The organism is Dactylosporangium sp. NBC_01737 (assembly GCF_035963215.1).
Lineage (GTDB): Bacteria > Actinomycetota > Actinomycetes > Mycobacteriales > Micromonosporaceae > Dactylosporangium.
In genome coordinates this window covers 5,852,279-5,875,182 of record NZ_CP109153.1, presented here as the reverse complement: position 1 = coordinate 5,875,182, position 22,904 = coordinate 5,852,279, and the positions used below count along the sequence as shown (strand labels likewise).

Sequence of the window (22,904 nt, the reverse complement as noted above, 5' to 3'; positions counted from 1 at the left end):
CAAGATGACAGACCGTTTTTCGAGGAGCCCCGACATGTTGACGGTGGGCGATGCCAAGGCGGCGCTCATCGTGCTGCAGCCGGGCAAGCGGCGGTTTCTCGAGCCGTTCCTGGGGCGCAGCCGCAGCGCGGCCGAGGCCGCCCGGGAGGTCGGGCTGCCGGTGGAGCAGGTGGCCTACCGGGTGCAGGCGATGCTGCGCGCCGGGCTGGTCCAGGCGGTCGAGACCCGAGCCCGGGCCGGCCGGGCGGTGACCGTCTACCGGGCACCGGCGGAGATCCGGGCACCGCTGATGGTGCTGCCGGACGGCGACGCGCGCGACTTCTTCCGGCTGATCGACGAGCCCATGCGCGAGGCGTTCCTCGCGGCGCTCGCCGGGCTGGCCGGGCGGGCCGGCATCGGCGACTGGGCCGTGCGCCTGTACCGCGACGACGAGGACCGCATCCGGGTCGACCTGGCCGCGGACGAGGGAGGCTGGGACCCGTCGATGCTGCTGTCGCCGCGGCACCCGGCGGTCATGTTCAACTGGGTGCCGCTGTCACTGAGCACCGCCGACGCCAAACAGCTGCAGGGCGAGCTGATGGCGGTCCTCGCCCGATGGGTCGCCCACGCCGCGCGGGACGGACACGCGCCGACCCACCAGCTCGGGCTGTTCCTCACCCCGCTGGAGCCGCACAGCGCCTGAATCCCCCGCTCCGGGCGCCGGTCACCTCGCGGATCGACACCATGGTCGCGCAGATCCGCGGCCGGGAGGACCTGGTCCGGCGCGTGACCCGCTGAGCGTTCACGGCGCCGACCGTGCGGCCAGCGACGCCAGGATCATCTCCCGCGCCGCGCCGACCGTGTCCGCGAAGGCGGCGGGGTCGCGGCCGATGCGTTCGGCGCCCGCGCGCATGACGCCGGACAGCAGCTCCACCGTGAGGCGCACGTCGCCGACGTCGCGGAACTCCCCGCCCGCAACGCCGTCGCGCACCACGTGCTCCACCTCGACCACGATCGCCAGGAACGGGTTGTCCGGCCCCTTCGGCACCTCGGCGACCGGCCGGAACATCAGCTGCATCACCGGGTCCGTGAACGCCTCCAGGACCGCCTCGATGATGTCCCGCAGCCGCGCGGCGGCCGGGTCCCCGGACCGCGCGGCGATCGCGGCCACCCGATCCAGCGCGGGCCGGCCCGCCCGCTGGGTCAGCGCCACGACCAGTGCGCTCTTGTCCGCGCCGTAGTTGTACAGCGTGTTGCGCGCGAGCCCGGTCCGGGCCGCGATGTGCCCCATGGTGATCGAGTCGTAGTCGCGCTCCAGCAGCAGCCCGCGCATCGCCTCGGCGAGGCCGGCCCACACCATCTCGTGGTGCTCCTCGATGCTGGCTCCCCGGATCCGCGGCATCCGACCATCCTCCCCCACGGCGGTTTCCGGGTTACGCGGTGGCGCCCTTCGGGTAGTGCCGGCGCAGGTTGGCGGCGCTGACGCGGTCCAGGGTGCGGTCGGACAGCACCCGCGCCAGGCCGATGAGCAGCGCGGCGTCGCGGCCGATGGTGTACCGGGTGCGCGGCCTGCGGTTCGTGACGGCCTTCGCGATGATCCTGGCGGCGGCATCGGCGGTCACGCCCGACGCGGTGCCCGTGGCCATCAGCGTGTTGATCGCGTGGACCAGGCCGCCGTAGCGCTCGTCCTGCTCCGGTGTCATCTGGGCGGCCAGCTGGTTCGCCGTTGCGATCCCTCGCCCGGCCATCTCCGTGCGGACGCCGCCGGGCTCGATCACGACCACCTGGACGCCCAGCGGCGCGACCTCCCGGCGCAGCGCGTCGCTGACCGCCTCCAGGGCGAACTTGGCGCCGGCGTACGCACCGTAGGTGGGCATGGCGATCCTGCCGCCGATCGAGCTGATGTTGATCACGCGGCCCTTGCTGCGCAGCAGCGCGGGCAGCAGTGCCTGCGTGACGGCGATGTGGCCGAACAGGTTGACCTCGAACACCCGCCGCCACTGCGCCATCGGCAGGGCCTCGACCGGGGCGTTCACCTGGATGCCGGCGTTGTTGACCAGCGCGTGCAGCGCGCGCGGGTCGCCGGCGACCCGCGCGGCGAGCGCCTGCACCTGCCCGGGCTCGGTGATGTCGAGGATGACCGGCTCGACCCCGTCGGACCGGATGGCGTCGGCGTCACGGTCGCGCCGCACGCCGGCCAGGACGTGGAATCCCCGGCCGGCCAGTTCGCGGGCGGCCGACGCGCCGATGCCGGTGGAGGCTCCGGTGACGACGATCAACTGCTGCGGCACGATCCCACGCTCCTTTATGCGACAACCTGTCGCAAAGATTACGACGAGTTGTCGCCAAAAACAAGGAGCCAGCTACACGCCGACGGCGGCGGCGCTCGCCTCCCAGAGCCTGGCGGCCGCGGCCGGGTCGCCGGCATGCGCCGCAGGCGTGGTGAGCCGGTGCCCGACGTAGTAGCCACCGCCGGTCAGCTCGGCGGCCGGGGTGGTGGCCAGCCAGACCAGCAGCGCGCCGGCCTTCTGCGGGGTGGTCAGGAAGGGGGCGAACCGGTAGACGAGCCGGATCGCGCCCTCACCGAAGTTGGAGCGCACCACCCCGGGGTGGAACGAGACGCTGGTGACGTCCGGCCAGCGGCGGGCGGCCTCCGCGGCGAACAGGATGTTCGCGGACTTCGCGGCCCCGTAGGCGCGCCCCCAGCTGTACCGGCCCGGGTCGCCGGCGAAGTCGTCCGGGTCCGGGCGGCCACGCGTGTGCACCCGGGACGCGGTGGACACGATCCTCGCGCCGGTGAGCCGCTCCCGCAGCAGGTTGGTGAGCAGGAACGGCGCCAGGTGGTTGCCCTGGATCGTCGCCTCGTAGCCGTCCACGGTCCGGCGGTGGCCGCCGACCATGCCACCGGCGTTGTTCGCCAGCACGTCGACCGCCGGGTACGTGTCCAGCAGGTACGCGGCGAGGTCACGCACCTCCGCGAGCCGCTCGAAGTCGGCCCGGAACCGCCCCGGCTCGCGGCCGTCGCCGGCGGCCCGTACCTGCGCGACCGCCGCGTCCAGCCGCTCCGCATTGCGTCCGACGACGACCACCCGGTCGCCCTGGGCGGCGAACTGCACGGCCGCCGCCAGCCCTACCCCGGAACTCGCGCCGGTGACCACGACAGTTCGATCCATCGATGCAGTATCGCCGCCGCGCGGGGGTCCCGCACGGCCCGGCTCATCGGTCCGGGGGTCAGGCGCGGCGGATCGGCATGTGCGTCGGGGCCGGCGGTTCGCTGAGGAACGTCGCGACCAGGTCGGTGCACCGCCGCGGGTGCTCGGCCAGCAGCGTGTGGGTGGCGCGCGGGACCACGGCGAGCTCGGCGTCGGGCAGCCCGCGGTACAATTGCAGGGTGTGCTCCAGGGAGACGGCGTCGTCGTCGCCGACGAGCACCAGCGTGCGGCAGCCCACCGCCCGCAACGACGCCGCGGTCAGCGCCAGGTCGCCCGCCCGGGCCGAGGCGGCGATCCGCTCGACGACGCCGGCCAGGTGCCCCGGCCCGTCCGGCGACACCTCGGCGTGCTGGTCGTGGATGACCTGCGGGATGTCCGCGGGTGCGGCGGGCGGCAGCAGCCAGCCGGCCTGGTGGAACGCGCCGCTGATCAGCACCAGCCGGGACACCAGGTCGGGGCGGGCCAGCGCGGTCAGCAGCGCCACGACCGCGCCGGCGCTGTAGCCGACCAGTGCCGCGGGGCCGCCCACGACGGCCTGCAGGAACGCGACCGTGTCCGCGGCCATCACCTGCGGGCTGAGCGGGCCGCCCGGGTCGTGGGTGTGCCCGTGCCCGCGCCGCTCCGGCAGGTAGAGCCGGAACGACCCGGCGAGGGCGTCGAGGTTGCCGGCGAAGCAGCGCGAGTCGACGATCGCGCCGTGCAGCAGCACCACCGCATCGCCCGCGCCCCGCTCGTCGTACCAGGTGTGCACGCCGTTGACGTCGACGTACCGCTGCACCGCGATCTCCCCCCGTCCGCGTGGACGGATCGTACGGCATCGCTGCGACGCGGCACGGTGCCGCCGGAGGGCCGGGGGCGGGCCGTCCGGGCTCAGTTGACCGCGTCGGGGCGTGGGGCGAAGCGCTCACCGGTCTCCATCGCCGCGATCCGCGCGACGTCGTCGGCGTCCAGGGCGAAGCCGAACACGTCGATGTTCTGCCGGATGCGGGCCGGGGTCGCCGACTTCGGGATGGCCACGTGGCCCTGCTGCACGTGCCACCGCAGCGCCACCTGGGCCGGGGTCCGGCCGTGCTTCGCCGCGACGGCGGCGAGGGCCGGCGACGCGACGAGGTTGCCGCGGGCCAGCGGGGTGTGCGCCTCGGTCACGATGCCGTGCTCGGCGTGCAGGGCACGCAGCCGGGACTGCGGCAGCAGCGGGTGCAGCTCGACCTGGTTCACCGCCGGCGCGACCGTCCCGGCGCCGAGGATCCGGCGCAGGTGCTCGGCTTCGAAGTTGGCCACGCCGATCGCCCGGACCCGCCCGGACGTGAGGAGTTCCTCCAGCGCCAGCCAGGTCTCCACGTACCGGTCGCGGCTCGGCGCAGGGTAGTGGATGAGGTACAGGTCCAGGTGGTCCAGGCGCAGGTCGTCGAGGCTGCGCTCGAACGCCTGGATGGTGCGGCGGTGGCCCTGGTCGCCGTTCCAGACCTTGCCGGTGACGAACAGCTCGCGGCGCGGCACGCCGGACGCCTCGAGCGCCTTGCCGACGGCGGGTTCGTTGCCGTAGATCGACGCGGAGTCGAAGCTGCGGTACCCGGCTTCGAGGGCCGCGCTCACGGCTGAACCGTGCCGGTCGGACTGCTTGTACAGCCCGAATCCGAGGCAGGGCATGGCCACCCCGTTGGACAGGGTGATGGCGGGGATCTCCGGCATGCCCACGATCATGCCGTGGCGTTCTCAAGCATCGCTAAAGCCAAGCCGATCGTTAGCGCTCCTTTAGGCGCAGCGCCCACGATGGCAGCCGCACCGAATGAGGGGAGACCCGGTGGACGACGCCGACATCCACATGCTGTCCGTGGGCACCGCGCTGCCGGGGCCGCCGATCGACAACGCGACCCTGGCCCGGCGCTTCGGCATGGACGAGCTGTGGGAGCAGTGGGTCGACGCGTTCGTCGGCACCCGCACCCGGCACCTGTCGGTGGACCTGGCGACCGGTGCGGTCCGGTACTCCCTCGCCGACCTCGCCGCGACCGCGGGCCGCAACGCCCTGGAGGCGGCCGGGATCACCGCCGCCGACGTCGACGTGGTCGTGATGGGCACGGCGACCCCGGACACGCTCATGCCGGCGACCGTGAACGTCGTGGCAGACCAGCTCGGCATCAACGACGTACCGACGTATCAGCTGCAGTCCGGGTGCGCCGGGGCGGTGCAGGCGATCGACGTCGCGTGCCGGATGCTGCGCGGCGGGCACCGCACGGCGCTGGTACTGGCCGGCGACACCGCCACGAAGTACTTCGACCTCGGCATCGACCTGACGAAGCTGCCACCGGCCGAACTGGTCAACGTCGTGCTGTTCGGCGACGGGGCGGGCGCGGCGGTACTGACCGCCGAACCGGCGCCCGGGACGGCCGTGGTGCGGCGGCTGCTGAACCGGCTCGTCGGCGGCGGCCGCCCGCCCGGGCACGTGCTGGACTGGTTCGGCCCGGCGGACCGCGGCTCGACCCGGCCCGCCGCCCACGAGGACTACGCCGCGATCGCCGAGTCGGTGCCGGTCCTCGCGCTGGAGATCTTCGAGGAGCTGCTGTCCGACCTCGGCTGGACCCGATCCGACGTGCACTACCTGCTGCCGCCGCAGCTGTCGGCCCGGATGACGGCCCGCATCGTGACGGAGCTGGCCGTGCCGGCCGCCGAGGAGGTGTCGTGCGTGCAGGACACCGCCAACAACGGCAACGCGCTGCCGTTCCTGCAGCTGGAGCTGGCGCTGGCGAAGATGGCGACCGGTGACCGCCTCGTCGGGGTGGCGGTCGAGTCCAGCAAGTGGCTCAAGGCCGGGTTCGCGCTGGAGAGGGTCTGACACGTGGGCGCCGCCGAGGACCTCACCGCGCTGCACCGCGCCGGCCGGCTCGTCGCCGAGTACCCCACGGTCGCGCCGCTGCTGGCCCGCCTGACCGAGGCCGACACCGGCGCGGAACTCGCCCGGGCGGGCCGGCTCCTGGCCCGTCTGGATCCGGACGAGATCGCCGCCGCGCACCCCGGGGTGCGGGTCGTGCCGGTCGCCGTCACCGGCCACGGGACCCTGGGACCGCTGGTGCCGCTGCTCACCGCCGAACTGGCCCGCCACGGCCTGGTGCTGCGCGCGGTCGTCAGCGACTTCGACACGTACGTCTTCGACCTCGCCGACCCCGGCAGCCCCCTGTACCGGGCGGACCCGGACGTCGCCCTGTGCGTGCTGGACCCGGACGTCGTGGCCGGCGAGCTGCCCGTGCCGTGGACCGCGCAGGACGCCGCGGCCGTGCTGGAGGAGAAGCTGACGCTGCTGGAGGGGCTCGCCGCGCGCTTCGCCGGCACGGCCCGCGGCACGCTGGTCTACAACACCATCCCGCTGCCGCGCCGCATCGCCGGGCAGCTCGTCGACGAGCGGTCCCGGGCCCGCCTCGGCGCGGCCTGGCGGACCGCGAACGCGCGGCTGCTCGACCTGGTCGGCACCCACCCGAAGGTGTCGGTCGTCGACCTCGACCCGATCGTCGCCGGCGGCGCCGCGGTCACCGACCCGCGCCTGGACGCCTACGCCAAGGCGCACCTGTCCGACGCCGTCCTCGCCGGGTACGCGCGGGAGGTCGGGCACCTCGTGCGGGCCCGGCTCGGCCGCACCCGCAAGGCACTCGCCGTCGACCTCGACAACACCGTGTGGGGCGGGGTCCTCGGCGACGACGGGATCGACGGCATCGAGGTCGCCGACAGCTACCGCGGCGAGGCGTTCCGCGCCTTCCAGCGGGTCGTCGTGCAGCTCGGCGCGCAGGGCATCCCGGTCGCGGCGGTGAGCAAGAACGACCCGGAGCCGGTCCGGCAGGCGCTGCGCGACCATCCCCGGATGACGCTGCGCGAGGAGCACCTCGTGCGGGTCGTGGCGAACTGGCTGCCGAAGCACGACAACCTGCGCGACCTCGCCGCCGCGCTGAACCTCGGCATCGACAGCCTGGTGTTCACCGACGACAGCGCGTTCGAGTGCGGCCTGGTGCGCGCCGAGCTGCCCGAGGTCGCCGTCGTCGCGCTGGACGACGAGCCGGCGCTGCACGTCGAGCGGCTGCTGCGCGACGGCTGGTTCGACACCCGCGAACTGACCCGCGACGACATCGCCCGGCCCGCCCGGTACCGCGAGGAGATCGACCGCCGCGACTTCCTCGACCGGTTCGGCTCGATCGAGGACTACCTGCGCGAGCTCGGCGTCGCGGTGCGGTTCGACCCGGCCGGCCCGGCCGAGCTGGGCCGGGTGTCGCAGCTGACGTTGCGCACCAACCAGTTCAACCTGACCACGGAACGCCTGCAGCTCGCCGACGTGCAGGCCCGCGCCGCCGACCCGGCGCAGCTGGTCCTCGCGGTGTACGCCCGGGACCGCTTCGGCGACAACGGCCTCGTCGGCGCGGTCCTCGCCCGCCGCGACGGCACCGACCTGCACCTGGACAACGCGGTGCTGAGCTGCCGCGTGTTCTCCCGCGGCATCGAGCAGGCGTGCCTGGCGGCGCTGCTGCGCCACGCCGCCGCGACCGGCGTCACCTCGGTGCACGGCAGCTACGTGCCGTCGCCGCGCAACGCCGTCGTCAAGGACCTCCTGCCCCGGTACGGGTTCGCGGTCGTCGGCGAGGACGCCGGCCGCACCAGGTTCCGGCACGACCTGACCACACCGCCGGCGGTCCCGGACCACGTGGCGCTGGAGACCACTCTGAAAGGAGCCGCTCCGTGAACGGCCTCGACGACTTCGTCGCCATCCTGCGCGACGACATCGGCCTGCCGGTGCAGCGCGACGAGATCGCGCTGAGCTTCGACAACGTGCCCGGGTGGGACTCGGTGCACCTGTTGACGCTGCTGACGATCCTGGAACGCACCACCGGGCGGCGCATCTCGTTCGCCGCGGTCCTGGAGGCGGGCAGCCTGCACGACATCTACGAGCTGGCGGCCGCGCCGTGACCGCGGAGCCGATGGCCCGGCAGCGCCGGCACACCCTGTTCTTCCTCAACGAGATCCGCGACATGTCCCCGGTGTTCCTGGACACCGACGTCGACATGGCCGCCGTGCTCGCGCACCGGGCCGCGCAGCCGCGCCGGTTCTCGGTCATCACCTACGTGCTGTACACGGCGGCGCGGGTCCTCGCCGCGCACCCCGACGCCAACGCGGCGGTCCGCGGCCGCATCCGGCCCAGGATCGCCCGGTCCGCCGGGGTCCACGCGAAGGTGGCGCTGGACAAGCGGCTCGGCGGCCGGCGGGTCGTGCTCGCCGCCGTCCTGCCGGACCTGCACGACGCGACGCTGGACGGCATCCAGGACAGGGTCGAGCACTACCGTGACGGCGATCCCGAACGGATGACGGAGTTCGCCGGGGTACGGGCGCTGCACCGGCTGCCGGCGGTGCTGGGCGCGTTCGCGTTCCGCCGCACGGTGCGCCCGTTGCGTGGCCGCGCCGAGCGGCTCGGCACGTTCGCGGTCACGTCGCTGGGCCACCGCAGCGTCGACAGCTTCCACTCCGTCGGCGGCACCACGGTCACGCTCGGCCTGGGCCGCATCGCCGACCGGCCGGTCGCGGTCGACGGACGGGTCGAGGTCGCGCCGCTGATGCGGCTGAGCCTCGCGTTCGACCACCGGGTCATCGACGGCGCGGAGGCCGCCGACGTGCTCACCGAGATCAAGGACGGGCTGGAGGAGTGGAAGCCGTGAACGACGTCGATGAGCTGCGGCAGTTCGTGGTGGTCCACGCCCGGGCGCAGGGCATCCCCGCGGCGCGGTACGAACCGCTGCTCGCCCGGGTCACCACCGACGCCGACTGGGTGCGGGAGTGGTCCGCGGCGGCGCGCGCCGAACTCGCGCAGGACCGGCCCCTGGAGGCGTGCCGGTACTTCAACATGGCCCGCTTCCCGTTCATCGACGGCCCCGACCGGGCCGCCGCGCACGCCGCGTGCCTGGACGCGTTCGACCGCTGGCGCTCCGCACTGCCGGCCGGGCCGAACCGGCCCGCGATCGAACGGATCGACGTGGACCAGCCCGGCGGGCGGGTGCGGTGCTGGACGGTCGGCCTGTCGCCCGGCGGCCGGCGGCCGCTGCTGCTCGTCATGGGCGGCATCGTCACCATCAAGGAGCAGTGGGCGCCGATCCTGCTGCAGGCGTGGCGGCTCGGCATGGCCGGCGTGGTCACCGAGATGCCGGGCGTCGGCGAGCACGGCGCCCAATACACGCCGGAGAGCTGGCGGATGCTGCCCGCCGTCCTGGACAAGGTCCGGGACCGGTGCGACGTGAGCAGCACCGTCGCGGTGGCGCTGAGCTTCAGCGGGCACATGGCGTTGCGCTGCGCCGCGGACGACCCGCGCATCGGCGGCATCATCACCTCCGGCGCGCCCGTCTCCGCGTTCTTCACCGACAAGGAGTGGCGCACCGGCGTCCCCGCCGTCACACTGTCCACATTGGACCACCTGACCGGCGGCGCGGACCTCGGCGAGTGGGCGCTCGACCCGCAGATTCTCCAGCGGGTACGGATCCCCGTGCACTACCTCAAGAGCACCCGGGACGAGATCATCCCGGCGGCCGAGGCGGACACGCTGCGCACCCACGTCCGCCATGCGCACATCGTCGAGCAGGACGACGTGCACGGCTCCCCCGGTCACGTCGCCGAGTCGCGGCTGTGGGTGGCCCGATCGATCCTGCGGCTGCGGGGCGGGCAGCCACTGCAGCGGCTCGCGGTCGGCGCGCTGTGGCGCCTGGCCCGGCTGCGTTCCCGCACCGGCCACCGCCCCCGCGGCCGGACACCCCGCAATGACCCGCGCCGCGCCGCTGCGCACCCCGTGCCTGGCCCGCCCGCCGGACGCGACGGCGCGGCTGCGGCTGTTCTGCTTCCACCACGCCGGCGGCGCCGCGTCGGCGTTCGCCGGCTGGCAGGAGGCGCTGGGCCCCGACGTGTCGGTGGTGCCGGTGCAACTGCCCGGCCGGGAGGCCCGCATCCGCGAGCCGCGCGCCCGCGACCTCGGCACCCTCGTCGCCGACCTCAGCGACGAGCTCGACCCGTGGCTGACCGGCCCGCACGCCTACTACGGGCACAGCATGGGCGCGCTGCTGGCGTACCGGCTCGCCGTGGCCCGCGCCCGCGCCGGCCGCCCCGGTCCGGACCGGCTGCTCGCCGGCGCGTTCCCCGCGCCGCACCTGCCGCGGGCGGTGGTGCCCGCCGCCGAACTGCCCGACGACGACCTGGTGGCATGGATGACCCGCATCGGCGGGATGTCGCCGGCGCTGCTGGAGTACCCGCAGTGGCTCGCGGCCATGACCGCGATCGTGCGGGACGACCTCGCGCTGTGCCGCAGCCACCGCCCGGACCGCCCGGTGCCGCTGGACTGCCCGATCGACGTGTTCACCGGCACCACCGACCCGCTCGTCAGCCGCGGCGACGCCGCCGCGTGGGGCGTGCACACCCGCGCCGCGTGCCGCGTGCATCCCGTGCCCGGCGGGCACTTCTTCCCGCGGGAGACGTTCCTGCCGCGCCTCGCCGCCGCCCTCGCCGCATAGCTCGCACCGCGGCAGCCGCAGCGCGCTTTAGATCGCGTGAAGGGCACCGTTAGCCGCTCCACCGAGCCTGGACCGACAGGCGCCACGGTTCGGATGAGGGGCATGCAAGCGGATGACTGTTCGGGAACCCATCGCCGTCGTCGGAATTTCCTGCCGCCTGCCGGGCGCGCCCGGACCGGGTGCGTTCTGGCGGCTGCTGACCGAGGGCCGCAGCGCGGTCACGCCGGTGCCGGACGGGCGGTGGCCCGGCCCGGCCGGCGACGTGCACCACGGCGGCTTCCTCGCCGACGTGGAGACGTTCGACGCCGGGTTCTTCGGCATCTCCCCGCGGGAGGCCGCCGTCATCGACCCGCAGCAGCGACTGATGCTGGAGCTGGCCTGGGAGGCCCTGGAGGACGCCCGGATCGTGCCCGCGGCCCTCGCCGGCACCCGCACCGGCGTGTTCGTCGGCGCCATGTGGGACGACTACGCCACGATGGTGTACCGGCAGGGCGGCGACGCCATCACCGGCCACGCGATCACCGGCCTGCACCGCAGCGTCATCGCCAACCGGATCTCCTACACGCTGGGGCTGTCCGGACCGAGCCTCACCGTCGACTCGGCGCAGTCCTCGGCGCTCATTGCCGTGCACATGGCCGCCGAGAGCGTCTGGCGCGGCGAGGCGGACCTGGCCATCGCCGGCGGCGTCAACCTCAACCTCCTCGCGGAGAGCACCGTGACCGCGGCCCGGTTCGGGGGGCTGTCACCGGACGGCCGCTGCTACACGTTCGACGCCCGCGCCAACGGGTACGTCCGCGGCGAAGGCGGCGGCGCGGTCGTGCTGAAGCCGCTGTCACAAGCCCTTGCCGACGGCGACCCGGTCGCCTGCGTGCTGCTCGGCGGCGCCGTCAACAACGACGGCGCCAGCAGCAGCCTCACCGTGCCCAGCGGCGGCGCCCAGGAGGCGGTCCTGCGCTCGGCGTACCGCGACGCGGGCGTCGACCCGGCCGACGTGCGCTATGTCGAGCTGCACGGCACCGGCACCCGCGTCGGCGACCCCATCGAGGCCGGCGCGCTCGGCCGGGTCCTCGGCGCCGCCCGCCCGCACGGCGACCCGCTCCTCGTCGGCTCCGCCAAGACGAACGTCGGGCACCTGGAAGGCGCGGCCGGCATCGTCGGCTTCCTCAAGGCGGTCCTCAGCCTCCGGCACCGTGAACTGCCACCGAGCCTCAACTACGAGACGCCGAACCCGGCGATCCCGCTCGACGAGCTGAACCTGCGGGTCGTCACCGCCCGCGCCGCGCTGCCCGCCGACGGCCCGGTCGTCGCCGGCGTCAGCTCGTTCGGCATGGGCGGCACCAACTGCCACCTGGTGCTGCGCTCCGCTCCCCCACCGGCACCGCACCCACCCGCGACGGCACCGCCCACCGGGACGCTCCCGTGGGTGCTCAGCGCCCGGGACGCGGCGGCGCTGCGCGACCAGGCGACTGCGCTGCGGGCGTTCATCGACGCCGACCCCGGCCTCGACCCGGCCGACGTGGGGCTGTCCCTCGCCACGACCCGTTCGGCGTTCGAGCACCGCGGCGTCGTCCTCGGCGGCTCCCGCGACGAACTCCTCGCCGGGCTCGGCGACCTCGCCGAGGACCGGCCGGCTCCCGGCGTGGTGACCGGCGCCGTCCGGGCCGGCGGCACCGCCGTCATGTTCACCGGGCAGGGCAGCCAGCGCCCGGGCGCCGGCCGGGAGCTGTACGCCACCGAGCCGGTCTTCGCCGCCGCGGTCGACGAGGCCTGCGGGCACCTCGACCCGCTGCTGCCCGCGCCGCTGCGTGACGTCATGTTCGGCGACGACGAGCGGCTGCACCGCACCGGGTTCACCCAGCCGGCGCTGTTCGTCCTCGAATACGCCCTCTTCCGCCTCGCCGAGGCGCACGGCGTGACCCCGGACGTCCTCATCGGACACTCCATCGGCGAGCTGACCGCCGCAGCGGTCGCCGGGGTCCTCGGCCTCGCCGACGCGTGCACCCTGGTCGCCGCCCGCGGCCGGCTCATGCAGCAGGCCCGGGCCGGCGGGGCGATGGCGGCCATCGAGGCCGCCGAGGACGAGGTCCGCGACTCGCTCGTGGCCCACGCCGGGCGGGTCGACGTCGCCGGGGTCAACGCGCCGGGCAGCGTCGTCGTCTCCGGCGACGAGGACGCCGTGGACGCGCTGCGGGAGCAGTGGAAGGCGGCGGGCCGGCGCACCCGGCGGCTGCGGGTCAGCCACGCGTTCCACTCGCCGCACATGGACGGGATCCTCGACGAGTTCCGTGCCGTGGCGCGCGGCCTCACGTACGGCCCGGCGCGGATCCCGGTCGTGTCGAACGTGACCGGCGGGATCGGCGACCCGGCACTGTCCACACCGGACTACTGGGTGCGGCACCTGCGGGAGGCTGTGCGCTTCGCCGACGGCGTCACCCGCCTGCTGGAGGCCGGCGTGACCCGGTTCCTGGAGCTGGGCCCCGACCCGGTGCTGGGCCCGATGGTGCGCGACTGCCTCGCCGCGGCCGGCGCGACCGGGACGGTGGTGACGCTGCTGCGCTCCGGCCGGGCGGAGGACCGGCAGCTGCTGACCGGGCTGGCGCAGCTGCACGTCAGCGGCGGCGACGTCGACTGGGGCCGTGGGCTCGACGCCCGGGTCGTGGACCTGCCGACGTACGCGTTCCAGCGCAGCCGCTTCTGGATCGACATGCTGCCGGGTGTCGGCGCCCCGGCGGCACCTGTGGCCCTGGCCCCGGCCGCTCCCCCCGGCGGTGAACCTCCGCAGGGCGTCGCCGGGCGGCTGGAACGCCGGCTCGCCGGGCTTCCAGAGACGCAGCGGCACGGTGCGCTGCTGGACGTGGTCCGCACGACCGTAGCGATCGTCCTCGGCCACGTCACCCCCGACGGGATCGACACCGAGCGCACGTTCCGGGACCTCGGCTTCGACTCGATGAGCGCCGTCGAGTTCCGCGACCGGCTGCAGGACGCCACGGGCGCGCGGCTCGCCCCGACGCTCACGTTCGACCATCCCACGCCGGCGGTACTGGCCACCCACCTGCTGTCCACGCTCACCGGGTCCGGCGCCGCCACCCCGCGGGTCACCGCCGCGGCAGCTCAGCCGGACGAGCCGGTCGCGATCGTGGCGATGGCGTGCCGGTACCCGGGCGGCGCCACGTCCCCGCAGGCGCTGTGGGACCTGGTCGCCGGGGAACGCGACGCGATCACCGAGTTCCCGGACAACCGCGGCTGGGACCTGGCGCACCTCTACGACCCGGACCCGGCGGCCACCGGCAAGTCGTACACCCGCCACGGCGGCTTCCTGCACGACGCGGACAGGTTCGACCCGGCGTTCTTCGGGATCAGCCCCCGCGAGGCGTCCGCGATGGACCCGCAGCAGCGGCTGCTCCTGGAAACCGCGTGGGAGACGCTGGAACGCGCCGGGATCGACCCACGATCGATGCACGGCACCGACACCGGCGTGTTCGTCGGCGCCATGGCCCAGGACTACGGCCCGCACCTGCACGAACCCGCGGAAGGCTTCGACGGGTACCTGCTGACCGGCAGCACCGTCAGCGTCGCGTCCGGGCGGGTCGCGTACACGTTCGGGTTCGAAGGTCCCGCCGTCACGGTCGACACCGCGTGTTCGTCGTCGCTGGTCGCGGTGCACCTGGCGGCGCACGCGCTGCGGCTGGGTGAGTGCAGTCTCGCGATCGCCGGTGGGGCGGCGGTGATGGCGACGCCGGGGATGTTCGTGGAGTTCAGCCGGCAGCGGGGGCTGTCGGTCGACGGCCGCTGCAAGCCGTTCTCGGCGTCGGCGGACGGCACCGGCTGGGCGGAGGGGGTCGGCCTGATCCTGCTGGAGCGGCTGTCCGACGCGGAACGCAACGGGCATCAGGTCCTCGCGGTCATCCGCGGGTCTGCGATCAACCAGGACGGCGCGTCCAACGGCCTGACCGCCCCGAACGGTCCGTCGCAGGAACGGGTGATCCGGCAGGCCCTCGCCAACGCCGGGCTCCAACCGTCCGATGTGGACAGTGTCGAGGCGCATGGCACCGGCACCACCCTCGGCGACCCGATCGAGGCGCAGGCGCTCATCGCCACGTACGGGCAGGACCGCACCGAACCGCTGTACCTCGGGTCGTTGAAGTCCAACATCGGGCACACCCAGGCCGCGGCGGGCGTCGGCGGCATCATCAAGATGGTCGAGGCGATGCGCCACGGCGTGCTGCCCAGGACGCTGCACGTGACCTCGCCTTCGCCGCACGTGGACTGGAGTGCGGGTGCCGTCGAGCTGCTGACCGAGGCGCGGCCGTGGCCCGGCACCGACCGGGCCCGCCGAGCCGCGGTCTCGTCGTTCGGCATCTCCGGCACCAACGCCCATGTCATCCTCGAACACGTCCCGGCCCCGGCCTCGCCGGCGACCGACGACGGCGGCTACATCCCCGTGCCGTTGTCGGCCCACAGTCCTGAAGCGCTCCGGGAACTCGCCGGCGCCGTGCACGACCTCGTCTCCGAGAACCCGGGCCTGACGCCGCAGCAGCTCGCGCATCCCCTTGCCACCGGTCGCGCCGCCCTTGCATACCGGGCCGTGCCGGTGGTCAGCAGCCGCGACGAGCTCCTCGCCGCGCTGCGCACCATCGAACCGTCAACACCAGCCACCACCGGCAAGATCGTCTTCGTCTATCCCGGCCAAGGCTCCCAATACCCCGGCATGGCGGTCGAGCTGCTCAAGACGTCACCGGTGTTCGCTGCGGCGATGGCGGAGTGCGCCGATGTCCTGCGGCAGGTCCACACCGAGCACGACCTGCCTGCCTTCGACCTGTACCAGGCCCTGGAAGACCCGGAGCTGCAACAGCACACGCATATCATCCAGCCGACGCTGTTCGCCGTCGCCGTGTCCCTGACAAGACTCTGGCAGCACCACGGGATCCAGCCCTCCACCGTTCTCGGCCACTCCCAAGGCGAGATCCCCGCCGCCCACACCGCCGGCGCGCTCACCCTGCACCAGGCCGCCACCGTGACTACGCTGCGCGCGCACGCGATCCAGGATCTGCCCACAGGTGCGATGGCGCACGTGCCCCTGCCCCACACCGAAATCGCCACTACACAGGGCGTCCACGTCGCCGCCATCAACTCACCCAACAACACCACCGTCAGCGGCGACACCGACGCCGTCCAAGCACTCGTCACCAACCTGCAAGCCCGAGGCGTCGACGCCCGCGTCCTACCCGTCACCTACGCCAGCCACTCACCACACATCGAACCCCTCCAGGCACGGCTCCTGGAGGCGCTCGCCGACATCACGCCAGCCGCCGGTGACATCCAGTTCTGTTCCACGCTCACCGGGACCTACCACGACACCACTGGGCTCGATGCCGACTACTGGTACCAGAACCTCCGCAACACCGTGCAGCTGCACACCGCCACCCAGCAGCTGATCGGCGACGGACACACGCACTTCATCGAGATCAGTCCACACCCGATCCTGGTGCATCCACTGAACGACAGCGGGACCCCGTACACCAGCCACTCGCTACATCGGAAGCACCATCCGCTCAAACGGTTCCTCACCAACCTCGCCTCGACGGCGAAGCCCGACTACCGGACCACGGCCGGGGCGCCGGTGGAGCTGCCCACGTATCCGTTCCAGCGGCAGCGGTTCTGGATCGTCAGCAGCCAGCGGCAGGCCGGGCCGGGGACCGCCGACCATGCGCTGCTGGACGCCGCCGTCGAGCTCGCGGACACCGACGGCGTCGTCCTCACCGGCCGGGTCTCGCTGCGCACCCACCCGTGGCTCGCGGACCATGCGGTGCTCGACGTGCCGCTGCTGCCGGGCACGGCGTTCGTCGACCTCGCCCTGTACGCCGGCGCCCGCGTCGGCACTGCCCGCGTCGAGGACCTGACCCTTGAGGCACCGCTGCCGCTGCCGGACACCGACACCGTGGTCATCCAGGTGACCGTCGGCGCCGGCGACGACGCGGGCCGGCGCCCGGTCGCGGTCTACTCCCGGCCCGACGGCGACGATCCACAGTGGACGCGGCACGCCTCCGGGACCCTGACCGCCGCCGGCGTCTCATCGGACTCCCTTGCCGAGTGGCCGCCGCCGGGCGCGACGGCGGTCGACCTCACCGACGTGTACCCGGGTCTGCTGGAACGCGGCTACGGCTACGGTCCGGTGTTCCAGGGCCTGCGGGCGGCGTGGCGGGGCGGCAACGGCGACGTCTACGCCTCGGTGGTGCTGCCCAACGGGACGGAACCGGACGGGTTCGGGCTGCACGCCGCCCTGTTCGACGCGGCGCTGCACGCCGTTGTCGGCCTGGTCGTGCGCGACGGTGACGTGCCGTCGCTGCCGTTCCACTGGTCCGGGGTGACCCTCGCGGCGGTCGGGGCCACCGCGCTGCGGGTCCGCATCGTGCGGACCGGGACGGACACGGTCGCGCTGACTCTCGCCGACCCGACCGGCGCGCCCGTCGCCGCCGTCGAGTCGCTGGTGCTGCGCCCCGCAGCGCCCGCGGGTCGTCCCGCCGACCCGCTGTTCGCCGTCGCCTGGACCCAGACCGGCGCCGCAACCCCACTCGGCGCCGCCACCCCGCTCGGCGCCGCCACCCCGCTAGAAGCCGCAGCACCGCTAGAAGCCGCAACACCGCTCAACACCGCAACACCGCTCAACACCGCAACACCGCTCAACACCGCAACACCGCTCAACACCGCAGCACCGCTCAACACCGCAGCACCGCTCAACACCGCAGCACCGCTCAACGCCGCAGCACCGCTAGAAGCCGCAACACTGCTCGACGCCGCAACCCGGACGGACACCACGCGTCCGCTCGCCGCCACGGCCGACACCGACGCCGCCTCCCGGACCGATGCCGCCCAGCAGACGAACGCCGCAGCCCAGACCGGCGCTACGGCCCCGACGGGCGACGCGGGCACGACGGGCGGCGTGCACGTGATCCGGTTGCCCGCGGCGACAGGCACCGTCGTCGAGCGCACGCGCGACTGCCTCGGCCACGTCCTGACGGAGCTGCACGACGCCCTCGCCGGGGAGCGGTCGATCCTGGTCCTCACGCACGGCGCGGTCGCGGTCAACGACGGCGACCCGGTCGACCCGTCGGCGGCCGCCGTATGGGGCCTCGTCCGCACCGCGCAGGCGGAGCACCCCGGCCGGATCGTGCTCACCGACGCCGACGGCCCCGGCGCGGCGCCGCTGGTGCCGCCGGCCGGCGAACCCCAGTGCGCGGTGCGCGACGGCGTGACGTCGGTGCCGAGGCTGCGCCGCACCGGGCCGGCCACCTCGGACACGGCGGCGTTTGATCCCGCCGGTACCGTGCTGATCACCGGTGGCACCGGGACCCTCGGCCGGATCGTCGCCCGGCACCTGGTGACCGCCCACGGCGCCCGGCACCTGCTGCTCGTCAGCCGGCGCGGCACCGGACGCCGCCGCGGTCAGCGCCGAGCTGGCGGAGCTGGGCGCCGAGGTGACGGTCGCGGCCTGCGACGCCGCCGACCGGGCCGACCTCGCCCGGCTCCTCGCCGCCGTGCCAGCGGAGCATCCGCTGACCGCCGTCGTGCACACCGCCGGAATCCTCGACGACGCCACCGTCGACGCGCTGACCGGGCCGCGGCTCGACGCGGTGCTGCGGCCGAAGGCGGACGCGGCCTGGCACCTGCACGAGCTGACCCGCGACCTGCCGCTGGCCGCGTTCGTGCTGTTCTCCTCCGTCACGGCGACCCTCGGCAACGCCGGGCAGGGCAACTACACCGCGGCGAACGGCTTCCTCGACGGGCTCGCCGCGCTGCGGCACGCGCAGGGGCTGCCGGCGGTGTCCCTCGCGTGGGGGCTGTGGGCCGAGTCCAGCGGCATGACCGGCCACCTCGGCGCGGCGGACCTGGCGCGGATGAGCCGCGGCGGGATCGCGCCGATGCCGACCGGTGAGGCGCTGGTGCTGCTGGACGCCGCGCTCGCCGGCACCGAACCGGCGCTGGTGCCGGCGCGGCTCGACCTGCCTGCGCTGCGGACCGCGGCCGCGAACGGCACGCTGCCGGCGATCCTGCGCGGGATCGTGCGGGTGCCGGCACGCCGCGCCGCCGGGCAGCGCCCCGAGGACGGCGGCTGGGACGCGCGGCTCGCCCGCCTCTCCGAGGGAGACCGTCACGCGGCGGCGCTCGACCTGGTCCGCACGACGACCGCGATCGTGCTCGGGCACGCCGACGCCGGCACCGTCGACGCGGACCTGGCGTTCAAGGAGCTCGGGTTCGACTCGCTGACGTCCGTCGAGTTCCGCAACCGGCTCTCCGCCGCGATCGGCCGGCGGCTCCCCGCGACCGTGGTGTTCGACCACCCGACGCCGCGGGCGCTCGTCGACTTCCTGCTGCGCAGCGACAGTCCCGTCCGCGCCGCCGTCACCGCCACCCTGTCCGACGAGCCGATCGCGATCGTGGCGATGGCCTGCCGGTACCCGGGCGGCGTGACCTCCCCACGGTCGTTGTGGGACCTGGTCGCCGGGGAACGCGACGCGATCGGCGACTTCCCGGACAACCGCGGCTGGGACCTGGCGCACCTGTACGACCCGGACCCGGCGGCGACCGGGAAGTCGTACACCCGCCACGGCGGCTTCCTGCACGACGCGGACCGGTTCGACCCCGCGTTCTTCGGCATCAGCCCCCGCGAGGCACTCGCCATCGACCCGCAGCAGCGGCTGCTGCTCGAAGCGACGTGGGAGGCCCTGGAGGACGCGGGCATCGACCCGCAGTCGTTGCGCGGCACGAACACGGGCGTGTTCGCCGGACTGATGTACCACGACTACGCGATCGGTCAGGGCCGCCTCCCCGACGGCCTCGAGGGTTACCTCACCACCGGCAAGCAGGGCAGCGTGGCGACGGGGCGGGTCGCGTACACGTTCGGGTTCGAAGGACCCGCCGTCACCGTCGACACCGCGTGCTCGTCGTCGCTGGTCGCTGTGCACCTTGCGGCGCAGTCACTGCGGCAGGGCGAGTGCAGCCTGGCGGTGGCCGGCGGGGTCACCGTCATGGCCACGCCCGGCATCTTCGTCGAGTTCAGCCGGCAGCGGGGGCTGGCGCCGGACGGGCGTTGCAAGTCGTTCTCCGCCGCGGCGGACGGCGCCGCCTGGTCCGAAGGTGTCGGCCTGGTCCTGCTGGAGCGACTCTCCGACGCGGAACGCAACGGGCACCAGATCCTGGCCGTCATCCGCGGGTCGGCGATCAACCAGGACGGCGCGTCCAACGGTCTCACCGCTCCGAACGGTCCGTCGCAGGAACGGGTGATCCGGCAGGCCCTCGCCAACGCCGGGCTCCAACCGTCCGACGTGGACAGTGTCGAGGCGCACGGCACCGGTACGACGCTCGGCGATCCGATCGAAGCCCAAGCCCTCATCGCCACCTATGGGCAGGAGCGCACAGAGCCCCTCTACCTCGGCTCACTCAAGTCCAACATCGGCCACACCCAGGCCGCAGCGGGTGTCGGCGGCATCATCAAGATGGTCGAGGCGATGCGGCACGGCGTGCTGCCCAGGACGCTGCACGTCACCGAGCCATCGCCGCACGTGGACTGGGCTGCGGGTGCCGTCGAACTGCTCACCGAGGCCCGGCCTTGGCCCGGCAGCGACCGGGCCCGGCGCGCCGCCGTCTCGTCGTTCGGCATCTCCGGCACCAACGCCCACATCATCCTCGAACACACCCCGGTCCAGGCCGAGGCCGCGACGACAGGCGACGGCCACGTCCCTGTGCCGCTGTCCGCGCACAGCCCCGAAGCGCTCCGCGAACTCGCAACGGCACTCCACGACCTCGTCGAGCACAACCCCGACCTCACACCGCAGCAGCTCTCCCACCCGCTCGCCACCGGCCGCGCCGCGCACGCCTACCGCGCCGTGCCCGTGGTCAGCAACCGCGACGAACTCCTCGCCGCGCTGCGCACCATCGAACCGTCAACACCAGCCACCACCGGCAAGATCGTCTTCGTCTACCCGGGCCAAGGCTCCCAATACCCCGGCATGGCGGTCGAACTGCTCAAGACCGCACCGGTCTTCGCCGCCGCCATGGCCGAATGCGCCGACGTACTCAGCCAGGTCCACCACGAGCACGACCTGCCTGCCTTCGACCTCTACCAGGCCCTCGAAGACCCGGAACTGCAACAGCACACGCACATCATCCAACCGACCCTGTTCGCCATCGCCGTATCCCTGACAAGACTCTGGCAACACCACGGGATCCAGCCCTCCACCGTCCTCGGCCACTCCCAAGGCGAAATCCCCGCCGCCCACACCGCCGGCGCACTCACCCTCCACCAGGCCGCCACCGTAACGACGCTGCGCGCGCACGCCATCCAGGATCTGCCCACAGGTGCGATGGCGCACGTGCCCCTGCCCCACACCGACGTGCCCACCACCGACGGCGTCCACATCGCCGCCATCAACTCACCGAACAACACCACCGTCAGCGGCGACACCAACGCCGTCCAAGCACTCGTCACCAACCTGCAATCCCGAGGCGTCGACGCCCGCGTCCTACCCGTCACCTACGCCAGCCACTCACCACACATCGAACCCCTCCAGGCACGGCTCCTCGAGGCGCTCGCCGACATCACGCCAGCCGCCGGTGACATCCAGTTCTGCTCCACGCTCACCGGCACCTACCACGACACCACCGGGCTCGACGCCGACTACTGGTACCAGAACCTCCGCAACACCGTGCAACTGCACACCGCCACCCAGCAGCTCATCAACGACGGACACACGCACTTCATCGAAATCAGCCCACACCCCATCCTCGTCCACCCACTCAACGACAGCGGCACCCCGTACACCAGCCACACCCTGCACCGCAAACACCACCCGCTCAAACGGTTCCTCACCAACCTCGCCACGACGGCCAGGCCCGACTACCGCACCACACCGACCGCGAAGGTCGAGCTGCCCCGCTACCCGTTCCAGCGGCAGCGGTACTGGCTGACGACGTCCGGTGACGCGGCCGCGGACGGCGTGCTGGCGGCCGACCATCCGTTGCTGGGCAATGCCGTGGCGGTCGCCGACGGGGCGGGCGCGCTGCTGAACGGGCGGCTCTCCCTCGCCACCCACCCATGGCTCGCGGACCATGCCGTGCTCGGCACGGTGCTGCTGCCGGGCACGGCGTTCGTGGAGCTCGCGTTCCGCGCCGGGGACCAGGTCGGCCTGACCGTCGTCGAGGAGCTGACCCTTGAGGCGCCGCTGGTCCTGGCGGCCGGCGGCGCGGTCGAGGTGCAGGTCATGGTGGGCGCCGCCGGCGACGCGGGTGAGCGGCCGGTGTCGATCCACTCGCGGGTGGACGGCGACGCGCCGTGGACGCGCAACGCGACCGGCCGGCTCGCGGCGGCCGGGCAGCCGGTCGAGGCACCGTCGTTCGAGGTGTGGCCGCCGGCGGGGGCGACCCCGGTGCCGGTCGAGGACGCGTACGGCATCCTGCACGAACGCGGCTACGGCTACGGGCCGATGTTCCAGGGGTTGACGCAGGCGTGGCGCTCCGGCGACGACCTGTTCGCTGAGGTGCAGCTGCCGGAGGACGTGGACACGGACGGTTTCGGCATCCACCCTGCCCTGTTCGACGCGGCCCTGCACCCGGTGGTGCTCGACGGTACGGGCGCGGCGCTGCTCCCGTTCGCGTGGTCGGGCGTGACGCTGTCGGCGACGGGTGCTTCGGCGCTGCGGGTGCGCGTCCGCCGGTCCGGTGCGGAGGCGGTGTCGATTGTCGCCACGGATCCGGATGGCCAGCCGGTCCTGTCGGTGGAATCTCTTGCCCTGCGGGCGATCGCCCCGGACAAGCTGACCGGTGAGCGTCCCGCGGATCCGCTCTACACGATTACGTGGAAGCCGGCCGAGACCCCGGGCGAGCCCATCGGTGAGTACCTCGTCTTCCGGCCCCTACCCGACGAAGACGTCGCCCACCTCGACGTACCAGACGCCGTCGAAGCCCAACTCCTGCACCTCCTCGAACACGTCCAGACGTTCCTGAACAACCCCGACGAACACCGGCACCTCATCATCCACACCACCAACGCCGTCGCCACCAACCCCACCGAACCCATCAACCTCACCACCGCACCCATCTGGGGCTTCATCCGCACCACCCAAACCGAACACCCAGGCCGCATCACCCTCCTGGACACCACCACCACCCTCCCCACCAACCTCACCCACCTCCACCC

12 protein-coding genes and 1 pseudogene are annotated in these 22,904 nt (G+C 73.6%); 7 read left to right on the top strand and 6 right to left on the bottom strand.

Going from position 1 to position 22,904, the window contains the following annotated elements; genetic code table 11:
• The first annotated feature begins 34 nt into the window (after nt 1-34).
• A complete protein-coding gene (locus tag OHA72_RS26320) occupies nt 35-682 on the top strand; it encodes a hypothetical protein (RefSeq protein ID WP_327010461.1) in 648 nt (215 codons plus the stop codon).
• Between the two features lie 99 nt (nt 683-781).
• On the opposite strand, the gene OHA72_RS26315 is transcribed toward OHA72_RS26320, so the two are convergent.
• The 5 genes from OHA72_RS26315 to OHA72_RS26295 all read right to left on the bottom strand — a co-directional run bounded on the left by OHA72_RS26315 (nt 782) and on the right by OHA72_RS26295 (nt 4,883).
• On the bottom strand, nt 782-1,381 hold the full coding sequence (locus OHA72_RS26315; protein WP_327010460.1) for a TetR/AcrR family transcriptional regulator: 600 nt from the start codon (nt 1,379-1,381) through the stop codon (nt 782-784).
• 31 nt (nt 1,382-1,412) lie between these two features.
• Nucleotides 1,413-2,270 carry an SDR family oxidoreductase gene (locus tag OHA72_RS26310; protein WP_327010459.1) on the bottom strand — a complete coding sequence of 286 codons (858 nt, stop codon included), beginning with the start codon at nt 2,268-2,270 and terminating at the stop codon, nt 1,413-1,415.
• A 72-nt stretch (nt 2,271-2,342) separates the two neighbouring features.
• Complete coding sequence (locus OHA72_RS26305) at nt 2,343-3,152, bottom strand: SDR family NAD(P)-dependent oxidoreductase (protein ID WP_327010458.1); 810 nt, start codon at nt 3,150-3,152, stop codon at nt 2,343-2,345.
• A gap of 58 nt (nt 3,153-3,210) precedes the next feature.
• Nucleotides 3,211-3,969 (bottom strand): alpha/beta fold hydrolase, encoded by a 759-nt coding sequence (locus OHA72_RS26300; RefSeq protein ID WP_327010457.1) that lies wholly within the window; start codon nt 3,967-3,969, stop codon nt 3,211-3,213.
• Nucleotides 3,970-4,061: 92 nt separating this feature from the next.
• On the bottom strand, nt 4,062-4,883 hold the full coding sequence (locus OHA72_RS26295; RefSeq protein WP_327010456.1) for an aldo/keto reductase: 822 nt from the start codon (nt 4,881-4,883) through the stop codon (nt 4,062-4,064).
• A 112-nt stretch (nt 4,884-4,995) separates the two neighbouring features.
• Here OHA72_RS26295 and OHA72_RS26290 point away from each other — a divergent pair, with 112 nt between their 5' ends.
• From OHA72_RS26290 to OHA72_RS26275, 4 genes are read left to right on the top strand one after another with little or no spacing between them, the layout of a single operon-like run.
• Entirely contained in the window at nt 4,996-6,024 is a 1,029-nt protein-coding gene (locus OHA72_RS26290) for a 3-oxoacyl-ACP synthase III family protein (RefSeq protein ID WP_327010455.1), read from the top strand.
• 3 nt (nt 6,025-6,027) lie between these two features.
• Nucleotides 6,028-7,911, top strand: coding sequence for an HAD-IIIC family phosphatase (locus tag OHA72_RS26285; RefSeq protein WP_327010454.1), 1,884 nt, complete (start codon nt 6,028-6,030; stop codon nt 7,909-7,911).
• Nucleotides 7,908-8,135 carry a phosphopantetheine-binding protein gene (locus OHA72_RS26280; protein ID WP_327010453.1) on the top strand — a complete coding sequence of 76 codons (228 nt, stop codon included), beginning with the start codon at nt 7,908-7,910 and terminating at the stop codon, nt 8,133-8,135. Before OHA72_RS26285 ends, OHA72_RS26280 begins: the two co-directional genes overlap by 4 nt.
• Nucleotides 8,132-8,878, top strand: coding sequence for a 2-oxo acid dehydrogenase subunit E2 (locus OHA72_RS26275; protein WP_327010452.1), 747 nt, complete (start codon nt 8,132-8,134; stop codon nt 8,876-8,878). Before OHA72_RS26280 ends, OHA72_RS26275 begins: the two co-directional genes overlap by 4 nt.
• Here OHA72_RS26275 and OHA72_RS26270 read toward each other — a convergent pair.
• Nucleotides 8,847-9,617 (bottom strand): hypothetical protein, encoded by a 771-nt coding sequence (locus OHA72_RS26270; RefSeq protein ID WP_327010451.1) that lies wholly within the window; start codon nt 9,615-9,617, stop codon nt 8,847-8,849. The two genes, OHA72_RS26275 and OHA72_RS26270, sit on opposite strands and share 32 nt — an antisense overlap.
• A gap of 350 nt (nt 9,618-9,967) precedes the next feature.
• On the opposite strand from OHA72_RS26270, the gene OHA72_RS26265 reads away from it, so the two are divergent.
• Both OHA72_RS26265 and OHA72_RS64865 read left to right on the top strand, forming a co-directional pair.
• Nucleotides 9,968-10,711, top strand: coding sequence for a thioesterase II family protein (locus tag OHA72_RS26265; RefSeq protein ID WP_327010450.1), 744 nt, complete (start codon nt 9,968-9,970; stop codon nt 10,709-10,711).
• A gap of 112 nt (nt 10,712-10,823) precedes the next feature.
• Nucleotides 10,824-22,529: pseudogene (locus tag OHA72_RS64865) on the top strand (beta-ketoacyl synthase N-terminal-like domain-containing protein); the annotation flags it as partial.
• Nucleotides 22,530-22,904 lie beyond the last annotated feature (375 nt).

Excerpts from the sequence above, each read along its gene's own strand:
- OHA72_RS26315 (WP_327010460.1), bottom strand. The coding sequence starts at position 1,381 with ATGCCGCGGATCCGGGGAGCCAGCATCGAGGAGCACCACGAGATGGTG.
- OHA72_RS26320 (WP_327010461.1), top strand. The coding sequence starts at position 35 with ATGTTGACGGTGGGCGATGCCAAGGCGGCGCTCATCGTGCTGCAGCCG.
- OHA72_RS26295 (WP_327010456.1), bottom strand. The coding sequence starts at position 4,883 with ATGCCGGAGATCCCCGCCATCACCCTGTCCAACGGGGTGGCCATGCCC.
- OHA72_RS26305 (WP_327010458.1), bottom strand. The coding sequence starts at position 3,152 with ATGGATCGAACTGTCGTGGTCACCGGCGCGAGTTCCGGGGTAGGGCTG.
- OHA72_RS26265 (WP_327010450.1), top strand. The coding sequence starts at position 9,968 with ATGACCCGCGCCGCGCCGCTGCGCACCCCGTGCCTGGCCCGCCCGCCG.